This window comes from Rhodococcus sp. NPDC059179, from assembly GCF_042754885.1.
Lineage (GTDB): Bacteria > Actinomycetota > Actinomycetes > Mycobacteriales > Mycobacteriaceae > Rhodococcus_G.
In genome coordinates this window covers 36,417-51,586 of the sequence record NZ_JBHZBV010000010.1, presented here as the reverse complement: position 1 = coordinate 51,586, position 15,170 = coordinate 36,417, and the positions used below count along the sequence as shown (strand labels likewise).

Here is a 15,170-nt window from a genome sequence, read left to right as displayed (position 1 = left end):
AGCACGGTAGACCACGGTCGGTCTCGGCAATCAGCCACTACTTCTCCCACGCCCCCGCGACCTGCCTGGTGGCGGCGTTGAGACGATTCCAGAGGTTCACGGTGGCGATCGAGAGGATCAGCGACGCCAGTTCCTGCTCGTCGTAGTGGTCCGCCGCTTCGTCCCATACCGCGTCCGGCACCGCGTCCGACCGATCACTGAGCCGGGTGACCGCCTCGGCCAAGGCCAGCGCCGCGCGCTCGGCATCGGTGAAGTAGGGCGTCTCCCGCCACGCCGCGACCGCGAACACCCGCTCGTCGGACTCGCCCGCCGCCTTCAGTTCTCGGGCGTGCATGTCGACGCAGACGCTGCAACCGTTGATCTGGCTGGCCCGCAGGTGGACCATCGTGTGCGTCACCGACGGCACGGTGCCCTTTGCACTCGCCTTGCCCAGCGCGAGCAGGGCATCCATCGCGTCGGGAACGACCATTGCCGGGTTACCCATTCGTGCCTGCATAATTACTCCTCCAGTGTTGTCCGGGAATTCGTCCGTCACCGCTTTGACGGAACTCGACGGGAGAATGTGACAGGTGGACGAAAACGACTGGTTGGCGCTGCGTTTCGAGGAGCATCGGACGCATCTGAGGGCGGTGGGCTACCGGATGCTGGGCTCGCTGAGCGATGCCGACGACGCGGTCCAGGAGACCTGGCTCCGGCTGAGCCGCTCCGATGCCGACAGCCTCGCAAACCTCGGTGGATGGCTGACGACCGTCATGGGACGGGTGTGCCTGGACATGCTGCGTTCGCGCAAGGCTCGGCGCGAGGAGTCCATGGGTGAGCAGCACCTGCCGGACCCGATCGTGAGCAGGGCGGAGGGCACCGACCCCGAACACGAGGCGCTGCTGGGCGATTCGGTCGGGCTCGCGCTCCTGGTAGTGCTCGATACCCTGACCCCGGCCGAGCGCCTCGCCTTCGTCTTGCACGACATGTTCGCGGTGCCCTTCGAGGAGGTGGCCTCCGTGGTGGGGCGGTCCACCGCGACGACCAGGCAGCTCGCCAGCCGCGCCCGCCGCCGCGTGCAGGACTCGACTCCGGTTCCCGACGTCGATCTCACCCGGCAGCGGGAGGTCGTGGACGCGTTCCTCGCGGCCTCCAGGGGCGGCGATTTCGATGCCCTGGTCGCGGTGCTCGACCCGGACGTGGTGCTCAGGGCCGATACCGGCGCGGGGATCTTGCAGGTGGTCCGCGGGGCGGAGGCCGTGTCCGCACAGGCCCTGCGCTTCTCCCGGTTCGCCCAGGCGTCCATGCCCGCACTCATCAACGGCGCGGTCGGACTCGTCAACGCCCCCGATGGTCAGCTGCAGTCGATCATGTCCGTCACGATCACGAACGGCCGGATCGTCGAGATCCACATCCTCGCCGATCCCCCGCGCCTGGAGCGCCTCGTCCGGGAGGCCTCCCGAGACTGACCCGCTACCGGCCCAGCACCCGGTCCACCGCGTCCACCGCGGCATCGAGCTCGGCCACGGTCACCGTGAGGGCCGGCCGGAACCGGATGCCGCGCTCCCCCGTCCCGAGGATCAGCACGTGCTCGCGCTCGCGCAGCTCGGCGACCACCGCGTCGCGCCTGGCGGCCGAGTCGACGGTGAACGCACACATCAGCCCCCGGCCGCGAGGATCGGTCACCGCCGGATGCCGCTCGGCCAGCTCGAGGAGCCGCGAGAGCAGGTGCGAGCCGAGCAGCCGGGCACGGTCGATCAGCCGGTCCCGCTCGATCACCTCGAGGATGCGGCGGGCGCGCACCATGTCCGCGAGGTTGCCTCCCCAGGTGGAGTTGATCCGCGAGGCCACCCGAAAGACGTTGTCGGGCACCTCGTCCACCCGACCGCCCGCCATGATCCCGCACACCTGAGACTTCTTCCCGAACGCGACCACGTCGGGCGCGAGCCCGAGCTGCTGGTACGCCCAGGCGGTGCCGGTCAGTCCGACCCCGGTCTGCACCTCGTCGAGCACGAACAGGGCGTCGCGCTCGTGGCACAGCGTCGCCATCTCCCGGAGGAACTCGGCCCTGAAATGGTGGTCCCCGCCCTCGCCCTGGATCGGCTCCGCGATGAAACAGGCTATGTCGTCCGGACTTTCGTCGAACGCCCGCCGTGCCTGCGTCAGCGCCCTCTCGTCGGCCTCGGCGGCGTCGCGGCCGGGCTCGAGGTACGGGGCGTCGATGCGGGGCCAATCGAACTTCGGGAACCGCGCGACCTTGTTCGGATCCGTGTTGGTCAGCGACATCGTGTAGCCGCTGCGGCCGTGGAAGGCGTGGGTCAGGTGCAGCACCTTGGTGCCGAGCGCCGGGTCGAGTCCGCGTGCCTCGTTGCGCCTGCTCTTCCAGTCGAAGGCGACCTTGAGCGCGTTCTCGACGGCGAGCGCCCCGCCGTCCACGAAGAACAGGTGCGGCAGTGCCGGGTCGCCGAGGACGCGGACGAAGGCTTGCACGAACTCGGCCATCGGCACCGTGTAGATGTCGGAGTTGCTGGGTTTGTTCACCGCGGCGGCGGTGAGCTCGGCCAGGAAGGTCTCGTCCGCCGCCAGGTCCGGGTGGTTCATCCCGAGCGCCGAGGACGCGAAGAAGCCGAACATGTCCAGGTACTCGGTGCCGTCGCGTTGGTCGACGAGCCGACGTCCGTGTGAGCGTTCCAGATCGAGCACCAGGTCGAAGCCGTCGACCAGCAGGCTCGCCCGCAGCACGTCCCGCACCTCGTCTGGGGCGAGGCCGGGGACGGGCCGAGAACGCCGGATCGCGGTGCTCATACGTCAAGATTATGTGAATAGTCCTGCCCGAGCCACCAAACTACATAAAATTACCTGCGACAGTGCTAGCCGCCGTAAAAAGTCTGCAAGATGATGGTGCTGCGGGTACGCACATTCGCGGTCGACCGGATCTCCTGCAGCAACGCCTCCAGCGCCCGCGGCGACGCCACCCGCACCAACAGGACGTAGCTCTCCTCCCCCGCGACCGAATGGCAGGCCTCGATCCCGGGAATGTGCTCGAGCCGCGCTGGCGCGTCATCCGGGCTGGATGGATCGAGCGGGGTGATCGCGACAAACGCCGAGAGCTCGTTCCCCAGGGCCTCCGGGTCCACCTTGGCGGCGTAGCCCCTGATCACCTGACGAGCCTCGAGCCTGCGCACCCGAGCCTGGACGGCGGACACCGACAGCCCTGCCTTCTCGGCCAGCGTCGCCAGGGTGGCCCTGCCGTCGGCGATCAGCTCGCGCACCAACAGGGTGTCGATCTCGTCCAGTGTGTCCGGCACCAAGGCAGGCTAACTCAGCGGACACTGGAGCAGGCACGTACAGGAGGAACACAATGAACCTTCCCGACACCGAGGCCCTACGGGCGATGGCCGAGGCGGCGCTGCGCGCCTGCGGCGCCCGCGACGAGCACCCGACCACCGACGGAGCACTGGTCGCCCGAACGCCGATCACCGGCGGGGTCCTGTGCACCCTGACGCCCAGCAGCCCGGAACAGGTCGCCGACGCGATCGCCGAGGCACACGATGCCTTCGCGCGGTGGCGCACCGTGCCCGCCCCGCAACGCGGCGCCCTGGTCCGACGGCTGGGCGAGCTACTGACCGAACACAAGTCGGACCTCGCCACCCTCGTCACGCTGGAGGCGGGAAAGATCACCTCCGAGGCGCTCGGCGAGGTCCAGGAGATGATCGACATCTGCGAGTTCGCCGTGGGCCTGTCCCGCCAGCTCTACGGCAGGACGATGGCCTCCGAGCGCCCAGGGCACCGGCTGATGGAGACCTGGCATCCGCTCGGCGTGGTCGGGGTGATCTCCGCGTTCAACTTCCCGGTGGCGGTGTGGTCCTGGAACACCGCGGTCGCGCTGGTCTGCGGGGACACCGTGGTGTGGAAGCCATCCGAGCTGACTCCGCTGACCGCGATCGCGTGTGATGCGTTGCTACGCAGGGCCGCCGAGGAGGTGGGCGCGCCGACCGGGGTGCACCGCCTGGTGCTCGGCGCCGGACCGGTCGGCGAGCAGCTGGTCGACGACCCGCGGGTGGCCCTGGTCAGCGCGACCGGATCGGTGCGGATGGGCCGGGAGGTCGGGCCGCGGGTCGCGCGGCGCTTCGGCCGATGCCTGCTCGAGCTCGGCGGCAACAACGCTGCCGTCGTCGCGCCGTCGGCGGACCTCGACCTGGCCGTGCGCGGCATCGTGTTCTCCGCGGCGGGCACGGCGGGCCAGCGGTGCACCAGCCTGCGCAGGCTGATCGTGCACTCCTCGATCGTCGACGCGGTGGTCGAGCGGGTCGCATCCGCCTACCGGCAGCTCCCGGTCGGCAACCCGCTCGGGGAGGGCACCCTCGTCGGTCCGTTGATCCGCGAACGAGCCTGGGACGCAATGGCGGCCGCGCTGGACAAGGCCAGGGCGGACGGCGGCACCGTAGTGTGCGGCGGCGAACGAGTGGAGTCGGGTGGCGGCCACTACGTCTCGCCCGCCCTGGTCCGGATGCCGGCACAGACGTCGGTGGTGCGCGAGGAGACCTTCGCGCCCATCCTGTACGTCCTCGGCTACGAAACGCTGGACGAGGCGATCATGCTGCACAACGAGGTGCCGCAAGGCCTTTCGTCCTCGATCTTCACCATGGACCAGCGCGAGGCGGAGCGGTTCCTCGCCGCGGACGGCTCCGACTGCGGGATCGCCAACGTGAACATCGGCACCTCCGGAGCGGAGATCGGCGGCGCGTTCGGCGGCGAGAAGGAGACCGGGGGCGGCCGCGAGTCGGGATCCGATTCGTGGAAGGCCTACATGCGGCGCGCCACCAACACGGTCAACTACTCCGATCAGCTCCCGCTCGCCCAGGGGGTGCGGTTCGGGCGCTGACGCGCCCGTGAGTCCTTCTGGTCCCGGTGGGGGCCAGAAGGACTCACAGGCGGCGGAGCCGCTCGTCGTAGGCGGCGCGCGCCGCCGTGTCGACGGAGTCGACGGCCCGGTTGCCGCCGACGAGCCTGCGGATCAGGGTGAGCAGCGGTTCCGGTGCGATGGCCAGGCCGAGGTCGAGTGCGGCCAGGTAACCGGGCACCGGGGTCTGCGCCCGCCGCGTCGACACCGTGCGTACCACCGCCGCCGCGATGGCCTCGGGGTCGACGGTCGGCAGTCCCTTGCCGAGCGGGAGACCGGAGGTCAACGTCGTCCGCACGGCGCTGGGCAGCACGGTGGAGACGCTGACGCCTGCCTCGGCGAACTCGAGGCGGGCCGTCGAGGAGAGTCCGACGGCGGCGAACTTGCTGGCGTTGTACACGGCCAGGCCGGGGATCGCGATCTTGCCCGCGAGTGAGGCCACGTTGACGATGTGCCCGCGGCCCCGTTCGATCATCGCGGGTGCCACGGCGCGCATGCCATGGATCAATCCCCACACGTTGACGTCGAGGGTGGTCTCTCCGATGGCGTCCGGCTCCTCGAGGAACGGGGCGACCGGCATCACCCCGGCGTTGCCGACCAGCACATCGATCGGCCCGAGGTCCGTAATCACGGCCGCGACACCGGCATCCCACGACGTCCGTGTCCGCACGTCCAGCGTGTAGGCCCGTGCCGCCGAGCCGATCTCGGCCACGACCTCGTCGGCCGCGGCGCGATCGAGGTCGGCGACCGCGACCCTGGCGCCGCGAGCCGCCATGGCGTGCGCGGTGGCGCGTCCGATGCCCCTGCCCGCGCCGGTGATGAGGACGACGGCGCCTGCCAGGTCGATCGTCGGATAGTTCACAGGGTCTCCATTTCGTAGGCACGCTCGTCGAACTCGCCGAGCCTGGTCTTCATCCGCGCCGTCGACCATGGCCAGTTGAAGCTGTTGCGCCCGTTCACGTCCAGGAAGTAGCTCTGGCATCCACCGGCGTTGTAGACGGTGGTGGCCAGCGCCTGCTGCACCTCGGCGTTGAAGGCCGCCTGCACCTCCGGGCGGGTCTCCATCCGCGTCCAGTTGCCGTCCTTGGCCGCGGCGATCGCCCTCGCCAGGTATCCCAGCTGCGCCTCGAGAATCATGAACGCCGAGGTGTGGCCGGTGCCGAGCGCCGGACCCAGCAGCACATAGGCATTGGGGAAGCCGGCGATCGTGGTGCCGAGGTAGGCCTGCGGGCTGCCCTTCCAGTGCTCGTCGAGGCTGCGACCCTCACCGTCGAATATCCTGCCGCCGATCGGCATGTCGAGGATGTGGAAGCCGGTGCCGAAGATGATGGCGTCGACCTCCCGCTCGGCACCGTCGGCCCCGACCACGGTGTTGCCCCTGATCTCCGTCACCGCGTTGGCGTGCACCTCGACGTTGGGCCGGGTCAGTGCCGGGTAGTACGTGTTCGACAGCAGCAACCGCTTGCAGCCGAGGGTGTAGTCGGGGGTGAGGGCCTTCCGCAGCTCGGGGTCGAGGACCTGGGCACGCAGCTGGGCCTTGCCGACCTGCTGCACGATCCGCAGGATCCACGGGTGTCGGAAACCGAGCCCGAGCGCCTCCATGATCGAGTACTCGATCGCGCGCAGGGCGCGGTGCGCGCCCGGAATGCGGCGCATCACCCAGCGCTCCGCCTTCGGCACGTGATGGTCCGGCTTCGGCAGCACCCACTGGGCGGTGCGCTGGTAGAGGTGCAACTTCTCGACTCGCGGCGCGATCGCGGGCACGAACTGCACCGCCGAGGCGCCGGTGCCGACCACGGCGACCCGCTTGCCGGCCAGGTCGTAGTCGTGATCCCAGCGCGAGGAATGAAATACCTTGCCGCCGAACGTGTCCAGGCCGGGAATCTGCGGCACGAGCGGCTCGTTCCACGGACCGACGGCCGCGACCACGGAGTTCGCGGTGAACGTGCCCTTCGAGGTCTGCAGTATCCAGCGGTGGGCCGACTCGTCCCAGTCCGCGCGGACCAGCTCGGTGCCGAATCGCACGTGCTCGCCGACTCCGTGTTCGGCGGCGGTCCGGTCGATGTAGCGGCGGATCTCGTCCTGACCCGCGAACAACCTGGTCCACTCCGGATTCGGCGCGAACGAAAACGAGTACAGGCCGGACGGGACGTCGCAGGCACACCCGGGGTAGTCGTTGTCGCGCCAGGTACCGCCGAGCGAATCACCCTTCTCGAGGATCGCGAAGTCCGTGATCCCCATCTTCCGCAGCGTGATCGCGGCACCGATGCCGGAGATCCCCGCCCCGACGATGAGGACCTCGAAGTGCTGTTCCTGTGTCATGCGAATGCCTTTCGAGTCGTGCGCAGGGAGGATTCCAACGTGGCCAGGCGCCTGCGGTCGTCCATGAAGTTCGGGCCCATCACGGCCAGGTCCTCGGCGGTGGCATCGAGGCGGATGACCCGGGTGCCCGCTGCCTCGACCGCGGCGATCTCCGCGTCCAGACCCGCGCTCATCCAGCTCCGTAGGATCAGTCGTTCCGCACGGGCGGCGCCGCGGGCACGAACGGGGCCGGTGGAGGCCATCGGCGCCAGCACCACCAGTTCGTCGAGTTCGAGCGGGGTGACCAGGTCCGCGGAGGCGGTCGAGGCCGCGCCGCCGTCGACGTAGCGGCGGCCGCCGATCCGCACCGGCGGCATCCAGCCCGGGATCGCCCAGGACGCGCGAAGCGCCTGCGACAGTGTCGCTTCCGGGGCACCTGGCGAGCCGAAGGCGACGGGGGTTCCGGTGTCGTAGTCCATCGCGACGAGCCAGGTCGCGGGGTGGGCGACCCAGCCGTTGTCGGGGTTCAGTCCCACCGCGAGCCGGTGCAGCCACGACGCGTCCCCTCCGCCGGGCGGCAGCAGCCCGCTCAGCGCCGTCACCGGCGCGACCTCGCGACGCAGTCCCGCGCGGACGAGCTTCGCCGAGCCCAGCCCGATCCGCGGCAGTGGCGGCATCCGGCCGGGGGCGTCCGCGAGGTGATCGCGCAACGCCGGATGGGTCGGCTGCTCCCCCAGTTGCATGGCCAGCAGCTCGTCCACCCCCACCCCGCTGCCGAGCATGGTGACCAGTTCCGCGCCCGCCGAGGTGCCGACGAGAACGTCGGCGTCGCGGGGGTCCCAACCGAGCCCGTCGCGCACCGCCACCAGCGCCGCGACGGTCCAGGCCGCGCCGAGGGTTCCGCCGCAGCCGATCACCAGGCCCCGGCGGAGTTGTCTGTCACTCGAAGTCATATTCAGAAACTAGCAGTATTCGAATACGATGGGTATGCAGAATCTGAGTTTTCTCTGAACGGAGTTGTGATGGCGCGAATGACCAGGTCGGAGAGTCAGGCCAAGACCAGGGCCGACCTGATCGCGACCGCGCGCGACCTGTTCCTCGCCGACGGGTTCGCCGTGACCTCACTCGAGAAGGTCGCCGAGGAGGCGGGTTACTCGAAGGGCGCGGTGTACTCGAACTTCCGCAACAAGAACGAGCTGTGCCTGGAGGTGCTCCAGCTGATCCACCTCACCAAGGGCGCCGAGGTGGCCGAGGTGATGTCGCGGCAGGCGCCGCTGGAGGAGCGGCTGACGGCGTTCGAGGAGTGGGCCGAGCGGACGCTGGGCGACGTCGGCTGGACGACGCTCGAGTTCGAGTTCATCGCGGCGGCACGCCACGATCCGGAGTTGCGGGCCGCGCTCGTGTCCAGCCTCGCCATGGCCCACGGCATCGTGGCCGCGCTACTCGGCTCGCTCGTGGCCTCCGGCGAGGTCGCGCTGCCGATGCCGGTCGACGACGCCGCGACCAGCGTGCTGAGCATGGGCGTCGGCCTCGGCATCCAGCGCGCCATCGACCCGACCATCTCGACGGGCATCGTCACCCGAAACCTCCGCGCGCTTCTCACCGCTGCCGGCTCCGCGGAACTACCCTCACAGGCGTGACGAACTGGCCCGAGCTCGCGCGCGAGATCGCCGAGGATGTCCTGTTTCCGGCCGCCGACAGCGTCGACGCCGACGGCGAGATCCCGCTCAGCCACTTCGAGGCGCTGGCCGCGGAGGGCTTCTACGGCATCGCCGCGCCGCCCGAGTTCGGCGGGCCGGGGCTCACCCTCGACGAGCTGGTGGCCGTGACAGAGACTCTGTGCGGCGGCTGCCTGGCCACATGTTTCACGTGGATGCAGCATCACGGCGTCGTCGCGGGACTGGCATCGAGCCCAAATCATGATCTGCGCGACGAGTATTGGGATGGCGTGATGGGCGGATCGGTCCGCGCGGGCGTCGCGTTCGCCGGTGCGATTCCGCAGCCACCGCTGCTGTACGCCCGCCGCGTCGACGGCGGGTATGTGCTCGACGGCGTCGCGCCGTTCGTGACCGGCTGGGGCATCGTCGACATCCTGCAGCTCAGCGCCCGCGACGAGTTCGACGATTCGATCGTGCACGCGATCGTCGACGCGGTGCCTGGCGAGGCCGTTGTGGTGGAGGCTCTGCAGCTGATCGCCGCGCGCGGAAGCAACACCGTCCGAATGCGGTTCGACGGATTCGAGGTGCCGGACGAGCGGGTGAGCAAGGTCGTCACCCAGGAGGAGTTCGCGGCCGGTCAGGGTTTCGGGCAATGGCTCAATGCGTGCATGGCGATGGGTGTCGCCCGCCGTTGCCTCACCGAACTCGGCGAGCGGGGCGTGGACACCGCCGGGTTCGCGGCGGAGGCTGGAGCGGTCAGGGCGAACCTCGACGCCGCACTCGGCGGCGGGTTCGACCTCTTCGCGGCGCGGGCGCAGGCGTCGGAGCTGGCTGTCCGAACCGCCGCCGCGCTGGTGACGGCGACCGGCAGCTCCGCGGCCGTGAGCGGCGCCACCGCGGAACGGCTGATGCGCGAGGCGACGCTGACGCTGGTCGCGGCGTCGCGGCCACAGATGAAGGCGGCGCTGCTGGATCGACTGGGGGCCTGACGCCACCGGCCGTGTCGGGGGCTCGGGGCACTATGGACACCATGGACACGGTGCTCGGCAGGTTCTCGGCCCCCACCAGGGAGTGGTTTGCCGGGGCCTTCCCCGCCCCCACCGCCGCCCAGCTGGGGGCCTGGGACGCGATCGCCGACGGCTCCCACGCGCTTGTCGTCGCCCCGACCGGTTCCGGCAAGACCCTGTCCGCGTTTCTGTGGGCGCTCGACCAGCTGGCCGGCCGCCCACACGATGAGCGCCCGGCCGGGACGACCGTGCTGTACATCTCGCCGCTCAAGGCACTGGCGGTGGACGTCGAGCGGAACCTGCGCGCCCCGCTGGTCGGCATCACCCAGACCGCCAAGCGCCTCGGCGTCACCCCGCCGGAGATCACCGTCGGAGTCCGCTCCGGCGACACCAGCCCCGCCGACCGGCGTCTGCTGGTCCGGAAGCCGCCCGACATCCTGATCACCACGCCCGAGTCGTTGTTCCTCATGCTCACCTCGGCTGCCCGCGAATCGCTCGCGACCGTGCAGACCGTGATCGTCGACGAGGTGCACGCGGTCGCGTCGACCAAACGCGGTGCGCACCTCGCGCTCTCGCTCGAACGACTCGACATGTTGCTCGCCCGGCCCGCTCAGCGGATCGGGTTGTCCGCGACCGTCCGCCCGCACGAGGAGGTGGGCCGGTTCCTCACCGGGTCGGCGCCCATCCACATCGTCTGCCCGCCCTCGCCGAAGACCTTCGACCTGACGGTGCGGGTTCCGGTCGAGGACATGACCGAGCTGGGAGTCACCGCGCCGGACGAGGAGTCCGCTTCCCCCGCCCCGCAACAGGGTTCGATCTGGCCGCACGTCGAGGAGCAGATCGTCGACCTGGTCCTCGAACACCGGTCCTCGATCGTGTTCGCCAACTCCCGCCGGCTCGCGGAGCGGCTCACCGCCCGGCTCAACGAGGTCTACGCCGAGCGCCTCGGCGCCCCCGTCGAGATCGTGAGCAAGCCTGCCTCGCAGATCGGCTCCCCCACCGAGGTCAACCGCGGCGCCGAGCCGCTGCTCGCCCGCGCTCACCACGGCTCGGTGAGCAAGGACCAGCGCGCCCTCATCGAGGATGATCTCAAGTCCGGTCGGCTGCGCTGCGTGGTGGCCACCAGCAGCCTCGAGCTCGGAATCGACATGGGCGCCGTCGATCTCGTGGTGCAGGTGGAAGCGCCGCCCTCGGTGGCGAGCGGGCTGCAACGGGTCGGCCGCGCGGGACACCAGGTCGGCGAGATCTCCCGCGGCGTGCTGTTCCCCAAGCACCGCACCGATCTCATCCACTGCGCGGTCACCGTGGAACGGATGACCGCGGGCCGGATCGAGGCGCTCGCCGTCCCCGCCAACCCGTTGGACATCCTTGCCCAGCACACCGTCGCGGCCTGCGCCCTCGACCAACTCGACGTGCAGTCCTGGTTCGACGCGGTCCGCCGCACCGGCAACTTCGCGACGCTCCCGCGGTCCGCGTTCGACGCCACCCTGGACCTGCTCGCCGGCCGCTACCCGTCCGACGAGTTCGCCGAGCTGCGCCCGCGGCTGGTCTGGGACCGCGACGCCGACGTCCTCACCGGCAGGCCCGGATCGCAACGGCTGGCCGTCACCTCCGGCGGGGCCATCCCCGATCGCGGCCTGTTCGCGGTGTACATGGTCGGAGAGAAACAGTCCCGCGTCGGCGAACTCGACGAGGAGATGGTCTACGAGTCCCGCGTCGGCGACGTCTTCGCGCTCGGCGCCACCAGCTGGCGGATCGAGGAGATCACCCACGACCGGGTCCTCGTCAGCCCCGCCTACGGGCTACCTGGCCGGCTCCCGTTCTGGCACGGCGACGGACTCGGCAGGCCCGCCGAACTCGGCGCGGCGCTCGGTGAGTTCCTGCGGGAGATGTCCCTAGGCGCGGACACGGACCTGCGCGCCCGGCTTGCCGACCAGGGGCTCGACGCCAACGCCACCCAGAATCTGCTCGCCCTGGTCGAGGAACAGCGCGCGGCCACCGGCCAGGTCCCCACCGACCGAACCCTGGTGCTGGAGCGGTTCCGCGACGAGCTCGGTGACTGGCGCCTCGTATTGCACTCGCCCTACGGTCTGCCTGTCCACGCGCCCTGGGCCCTCGCGATCGGTGCCCGGCTGCAGGAACGGTACGGAATCGACTCCGCGCCAACCGCATCCGACGACGGCATCATCGTCCGACTGCCGGACACCGAGGACGCCCCGCCCGGCTCGGAGCTGTTCGTCTTCGACCGCGACGAGATCGCGGACATCGTCACGGAGCAGGTCAGCAATTCCGCGCTGTTCGCGTCGCGATTCCGCGAGTGCGCCGCCCGCGCCCTGCTGCTGCCTCGGCGCAATCCCGGCAAGCGGGCGCCACTCTGGCAGCAGCGGCAGCGCTCCGCCCAACTTCTCGACGTGGCGCGCAAGTTCCCGACCTTCCCGATCCTGCTCGAGACCGTCCGCGAATGCCTGCAGGACGTCTACGACCTGCCCGCGCTCACCGGCCTGTTCGACGGCATCGGCCGCAAGCAGATCAGGCTCGTCGAGGTCGAGACGCCGTCGCCGTCGCCGTTCGCGGGTGCGCTCCTCTTCGACTACGTCGGCGCCTTCATGTACGAGGGCGACAGCCCGCTCGCCGAACGCAGGGCCGCGGCCCTGTCCCTCGACTCCACCCTGCTCGCCGAGCTGCTCGGCCGGGTGGAGCTGCGCGAACTGCTCGACGCGGACGTCATCGACCTCACCGAACGCGAGCTCCAACGGTTGGTCCCGGACCGCAGGGCCAGGGACGTCGAGGGCGTCGCGGACCTGCTGCGCCTGCTCGGACCGCTGACCGAGGCAGAGATCGCCGCGCGATCGCTCACCGACCCCGCAGGGTTCGTCCGCGAACTCGAGTCCCAGCGGCGGGCGATGCGGGTGACCTTCGCCGGCGCGCAGTGGTGGGTGGCGATCGAGGACGCGAGCCGAATGCGCGACGCGCTCGGCGTGCCGCTGCCGATCGGCACCCCCGCGGCATTCATCGAGCCGGTCGACGACCCGCTGGGCGATCTCGTCGCCCGCTACGCCCGGACCCACGGGCCCTTCACCCTCACCGACGCCGCCGCCCGGTTCGGCCTCGGCACCTCCGTGGTCCGCGACGTGCTGCGCCGCCTCGCCGCCGACAAGCGCGTCATGGAGGGCGAGTTCCGGCCCGCCGCCACCGGCACCGAATGGTGCGACGCGGAGGTGCTGCGGCGGTTGCGCCGTCGTTCCCTCGCCGCGGCCCGCAAGGAGGTGGAGCCGGTCGAGCCGTCCGCGCTCGGCCGCTTCCTGCCGGACTGGCAGCACATCGGCGGCGGGCTACGCGGCATCGACGGGGTGGCCGCGGTGATCGAACAACTTGCAGGCGTGCCGATTCCGGCCTCCGCCTGGGAGCCGATGATCCTTCGTGCGCGGGTGCGTGACTACCAGCCGGCGATGCTCGACGAGCTGACCGCCACCGGCGAGGTGCTGTGGTCGGGCGCCGGGCAGATCTCCGGCAGCGACGGCTGGGTGTGCCTGCACCCGGCCGACGCCGCGCCGCTCACCCTCGCCCCACCCACGGACACGGACTCGGACCTGTCCGAGCAACAACGCCAGATCCTCGACGCGCTGGCTCCTGGCGGCGCCTACTTCTTCCGGAACCTCTCGGATCTGGTCGGCGGGACCGACGACGCCGTCCTCGCCGCGTCGCTGTGGGACCTGGTGTGGGCCGGTCACCTGAGCAATGACACCTTCGCCCCGCTGCGAGCCCTGCTGTCGGGGCCCTCGCGCTCCGCGCCGAGCCACCGGACACCGCGCCGCGCGCCGCGGGCGAGGCCCTACCGGGCCCTGGCCCGGCCCGCGATGCCGAGCCGGTCCGGACCCCCGACCGTCGGCGGCAGGTGGTCGCTGCTGCCCGAGCGCGAACCCGACCCGACCATCCGGGCGCACGCGCGAGCCGACGTACTGCTGGACCGGTACGGCGTGCTCACGCGGGGTTCGGTGGTCAGCGAGTCGGTTCCCGGCGGCTTCGCCCTGATGTACAAGGTGCTGCGCGGCTTCGAGGAGAGCGGTCGCTGCCGACGCGGGTACTTCGTGAACACCCTTGGCGCCGCTCAGTTCTCGACCTCCGAGGTGGTCGATCGACTGCGGGCGTATGGCGATCGGCTCGGCCCGGCCAACGCACCGGCCGCGCTGACGCTCGCCGCGACCGACCCCGCGAACCCGTTCGGCGCCGCACTGGCCTGGCCCGCCACCGCGGGCGGGCACCGTCCTGGCCGCAAGGCGGGCGCACTGGTGGTTCTGGTCGACGGCGGGCTCGCGCTGTACGTCGAGCGCGGCGGCAAGACCATGCTCACCTTCACCGACGATCCCGGCGCCCTCCATGGCGCCGCCGGATCGCTTGCCGCCGTGGTGGATCGCGGCGGCGCCGACAAGATCGTCATCGAGAAGGTCGACGGCGAATCGGTGCACACCAGCGCCCTCTCGCAGGTCCTGGTCGAGGCGGGCTTCTCCGCGACGCCGCGCGGCCTCCGCAAGCGGGCCCTCCATGCCCGAGGGTGACACCGTCTGGCGGGTCGCGGGGCTGCTCCGGGAGGCGCTGGTCGGCGAGCCGCTCACCGTCTGCGACATCCGGGTCCCGCGCTTCGCGACCGTCGACCTCACGCCCGGACCGGTGGACGAGGTGCTCAGCCGGGGCAAGCACCTGCTGATCCGGGTGGGTGAGCAGACCGTGCACACCCACCTGAAGATGGAGGGCGACTGGCACGTCTATCCCGCGGGTGGCCGCTGGCGGCGGCCCGCGTGGCAGGCGCGCATCCTGCTGGGCACCGCGAAGCGGCTGGCGGTCGGCTTCCAGCTCGGCATCGTGGAGGTGCTGCCGCGCGCCGACGAGGATCTCGTGGTCGGCCACCTCGGTCCGGATCTGCTCGGAACAGACTGGGATCCCGGCCTGGCCGCGGCGAACCTGGCCGCGGATCCCACCCGACCCATCGGACTCGCGTTGCTCGATCAGCGTGTCCTCGCCGGGATCGGCAACGAGTACCGAAACGAGCTTTGCTTCCTGCGAGGCCTGAACCCCGAGCGTCCCGTCGGCACCGTCGCGGACCTGGCCGGCCTGGTCGACCTCGCGCACCGCACCATGGTGGCCAACAGGTCTCGGGTGGCGCGCACGACGACCGGAGATCGTCGTCCCGGCCGCCGGCTGTGGGTGTACGGGCGCGCGGGCAAGCCGTGCCTGCGTTGCGGGACCATCATTCGAGGCGCAACGCTTGGCGAAGACTCCGCGAGCGCGCGGCAGATCTACTTCTGTCCCCGCTGTCAGAGCTGA

Annotated in this window: 12 protein-coding genes; 6 read left to right on the top strand and 6 right to left on the bottom strand. The window is 70.7% G+C overall.

Features of this window, described 5'->3' with window-relative positions; all coding sequences use genetic code 11:
* Positions 1–37: 37 nt before the first annotated feature.
* Positions 38–496, bottom strand: coding sequence for a carboxymuconolactone decarboxylase family protein (locus ACFXMV_RS17890; protein ID WP_378500976.1), 459 nt, complete (start codon positions 494–496; stop codon positions 38–40).
* 73 nt (positions 497–569) lie between these two features.
* On the opposite strand from ACFXMV_RS17890, the gene sigJ reads away from it, so the two are divergent.
* Positions 570–1,448 carry an RNA polymerase sigma factor SigJ gene (gene sigJ, locus ACFXMV_RS17885; protein ID WP_378503113.1) on the top strand — a complete coding sequence of 293 codons (879 nt, stop codon included), beginning with the start codon at positions 570–572 and terminating at the stop codon, positions 1,446–1,448.
* Between the two features lie 4 nt (positions 1,449–1,452).
* On the opposite strand, the gene lat is transcribed toward sigJ, so the two are convergent.
* Positions 1,453–2,784, bottom strand: a complete 1,332-nt coding sequence (gene lat / locus ACFXMV_RS17880; protein ID WP_378500974.1) for an L-lysine 6-transaminase — start codon at positions 2,782–2,784, stop codon at positions 1,453–1,455.
* A gap of 65 nt (positions 2,785–2,849) precedes the next feature.
* The gene (locus ACFXMV_RS17875; RefSeq protein ID WP_378500973.1) at positions 2,850–3,290 is read right to left on the bottom strand and encodes an Lrp/AsnC family transcriptional regulator; all 441 of its coding nucleotides are present in this window, start codon (positions 3,288–3,290) and stop codon (positions 2,850–2,852) included.
* Positions 3,291–3,340: 50 nt separating this feature from the next.
* On the opposite strand from ACFXMV_RS17875, the gene ACFXMV_RS17870 reads away from it, so the two are divergent.
* Positions 3,341–4,864, top strand: a complete 1,524-nt coding sequence (locus ACFXMV_RS17870; protein WP_378503112.1) for an aldehyde dehydrogenase family protein — start codon at positions 3,341–3,343, stop codon at positions 4,862–4,864.
* Between the two features lie 43 nt (positions 4,865–4,907).
* Here ACFXMV_RS17870 and ACFXMV_RS17865 read toward each other — a convergent pair whose 3' ends face one another.
* From ACFXMV_RS17865 to ACFXMV_RS17855, 3 genes are read right to left on the bottom strand one after another with little or no spacing between them, the layout of a single operon-like run.
* Entirely contained in the window at positions 4,908–5,744 is an 837-nt protein-coding gene (locus tag ACFXMV_RS17865; RefSeq protein WP_378503111.1) for an SDR family oxidoreductase, read from the bottom strand.
* The gene (locus ACFXMV_RS17860; protein ID WP_378498409.1) at positions 5,741–7,204 is read right to left on the bottom strand and encodes a flavin-containing monooxygenase; all 1,464 of its coding nucleotides are present in this window, start codon (positions 7,202–7,204) and stop codon (positions 5,741–5,743) included. The genes ACFXMV_RS17865 and ACFXMV_RS17860 overlap by 4 nt, the downstream gene beginning before the upstream one ends.
* A complete protein-coding gene (locus tag ACFXMV_RS17855; RefSeq protein WP_378498410.1) occupies positions 7,201–8,136 on the bottom strand; it encodes a patatin-like phospholipase family protein in 936 nt (311 codons plus the stop codon). The genes ACFXMV_RS17860 and ACFXMV_RS17855 overlap by 4 nt, the downstream gene beginning before the upstream one ends.
* 69 nt (positions 8,137–8,205) lie before the next feature.
* Here ACFXMV_RS17855 and ACFXMV_RS17850 point away from each other — a divergent pair, with 69 nt between their 5' ends.
* From ACFXMV_RS17850 to ACFXMV_RS17835, 4 genes are read left to right on the top strand one after another with little or no spacing between them, the layout of a single operon-like run.
* Positions 8,206–8,823, top strand: a complete 618-nt coding sequence (locus tag ACFXMV_RS17850; RefSeq protein ID WP_378498411.1) for a TetR/AcrR family transcriptional regulator — start codon at positions 8,206–8,208, stop codon at positions 8,821–8,823.
* A complete protein-coding gene (locus ACFXMV_RS17845; RefSeq protein ID WP_378498412.1) occupies positions 8,820–9,830 on the top strand; it encodes an acyl-CoA dehydrogenase family protein in 1,011 nt (336 codons plus the stop codon). Before ACFXMV_RS17850 ends, ACFXMV_RS17845 begins: the two co-directional genes overlap by 4 nt.
* A 41-nt stretch (positions 9,831–9,871) precedes the next feature.
* Positions 9,872–14,404: an ATP-dependent helicase gene (locus ACFXMV_RS17840; RefSeq protein ID WP_378503110.1), complete on the top strand. Its 4,533-nt coding sequence runs from the start codon at positions 9,872–9,874 to the stop codon at positions 14,402–14,404.
* On the top strand, positions 14,391–15,170 hold the full coding sequence (locus ACFXMV_RS17835) for a DNA-formamidopyrimidine glycosylase family protein (protein ID WP_378498413.1): 780 nt from the start codon (positions 14,391–14,393) through the stop codon (positions 15,168–15,170). Before ACFXMV_RS17840 ends, ACFXMV_RS17835 begins: the two co-directional genes overlap by 14 nt.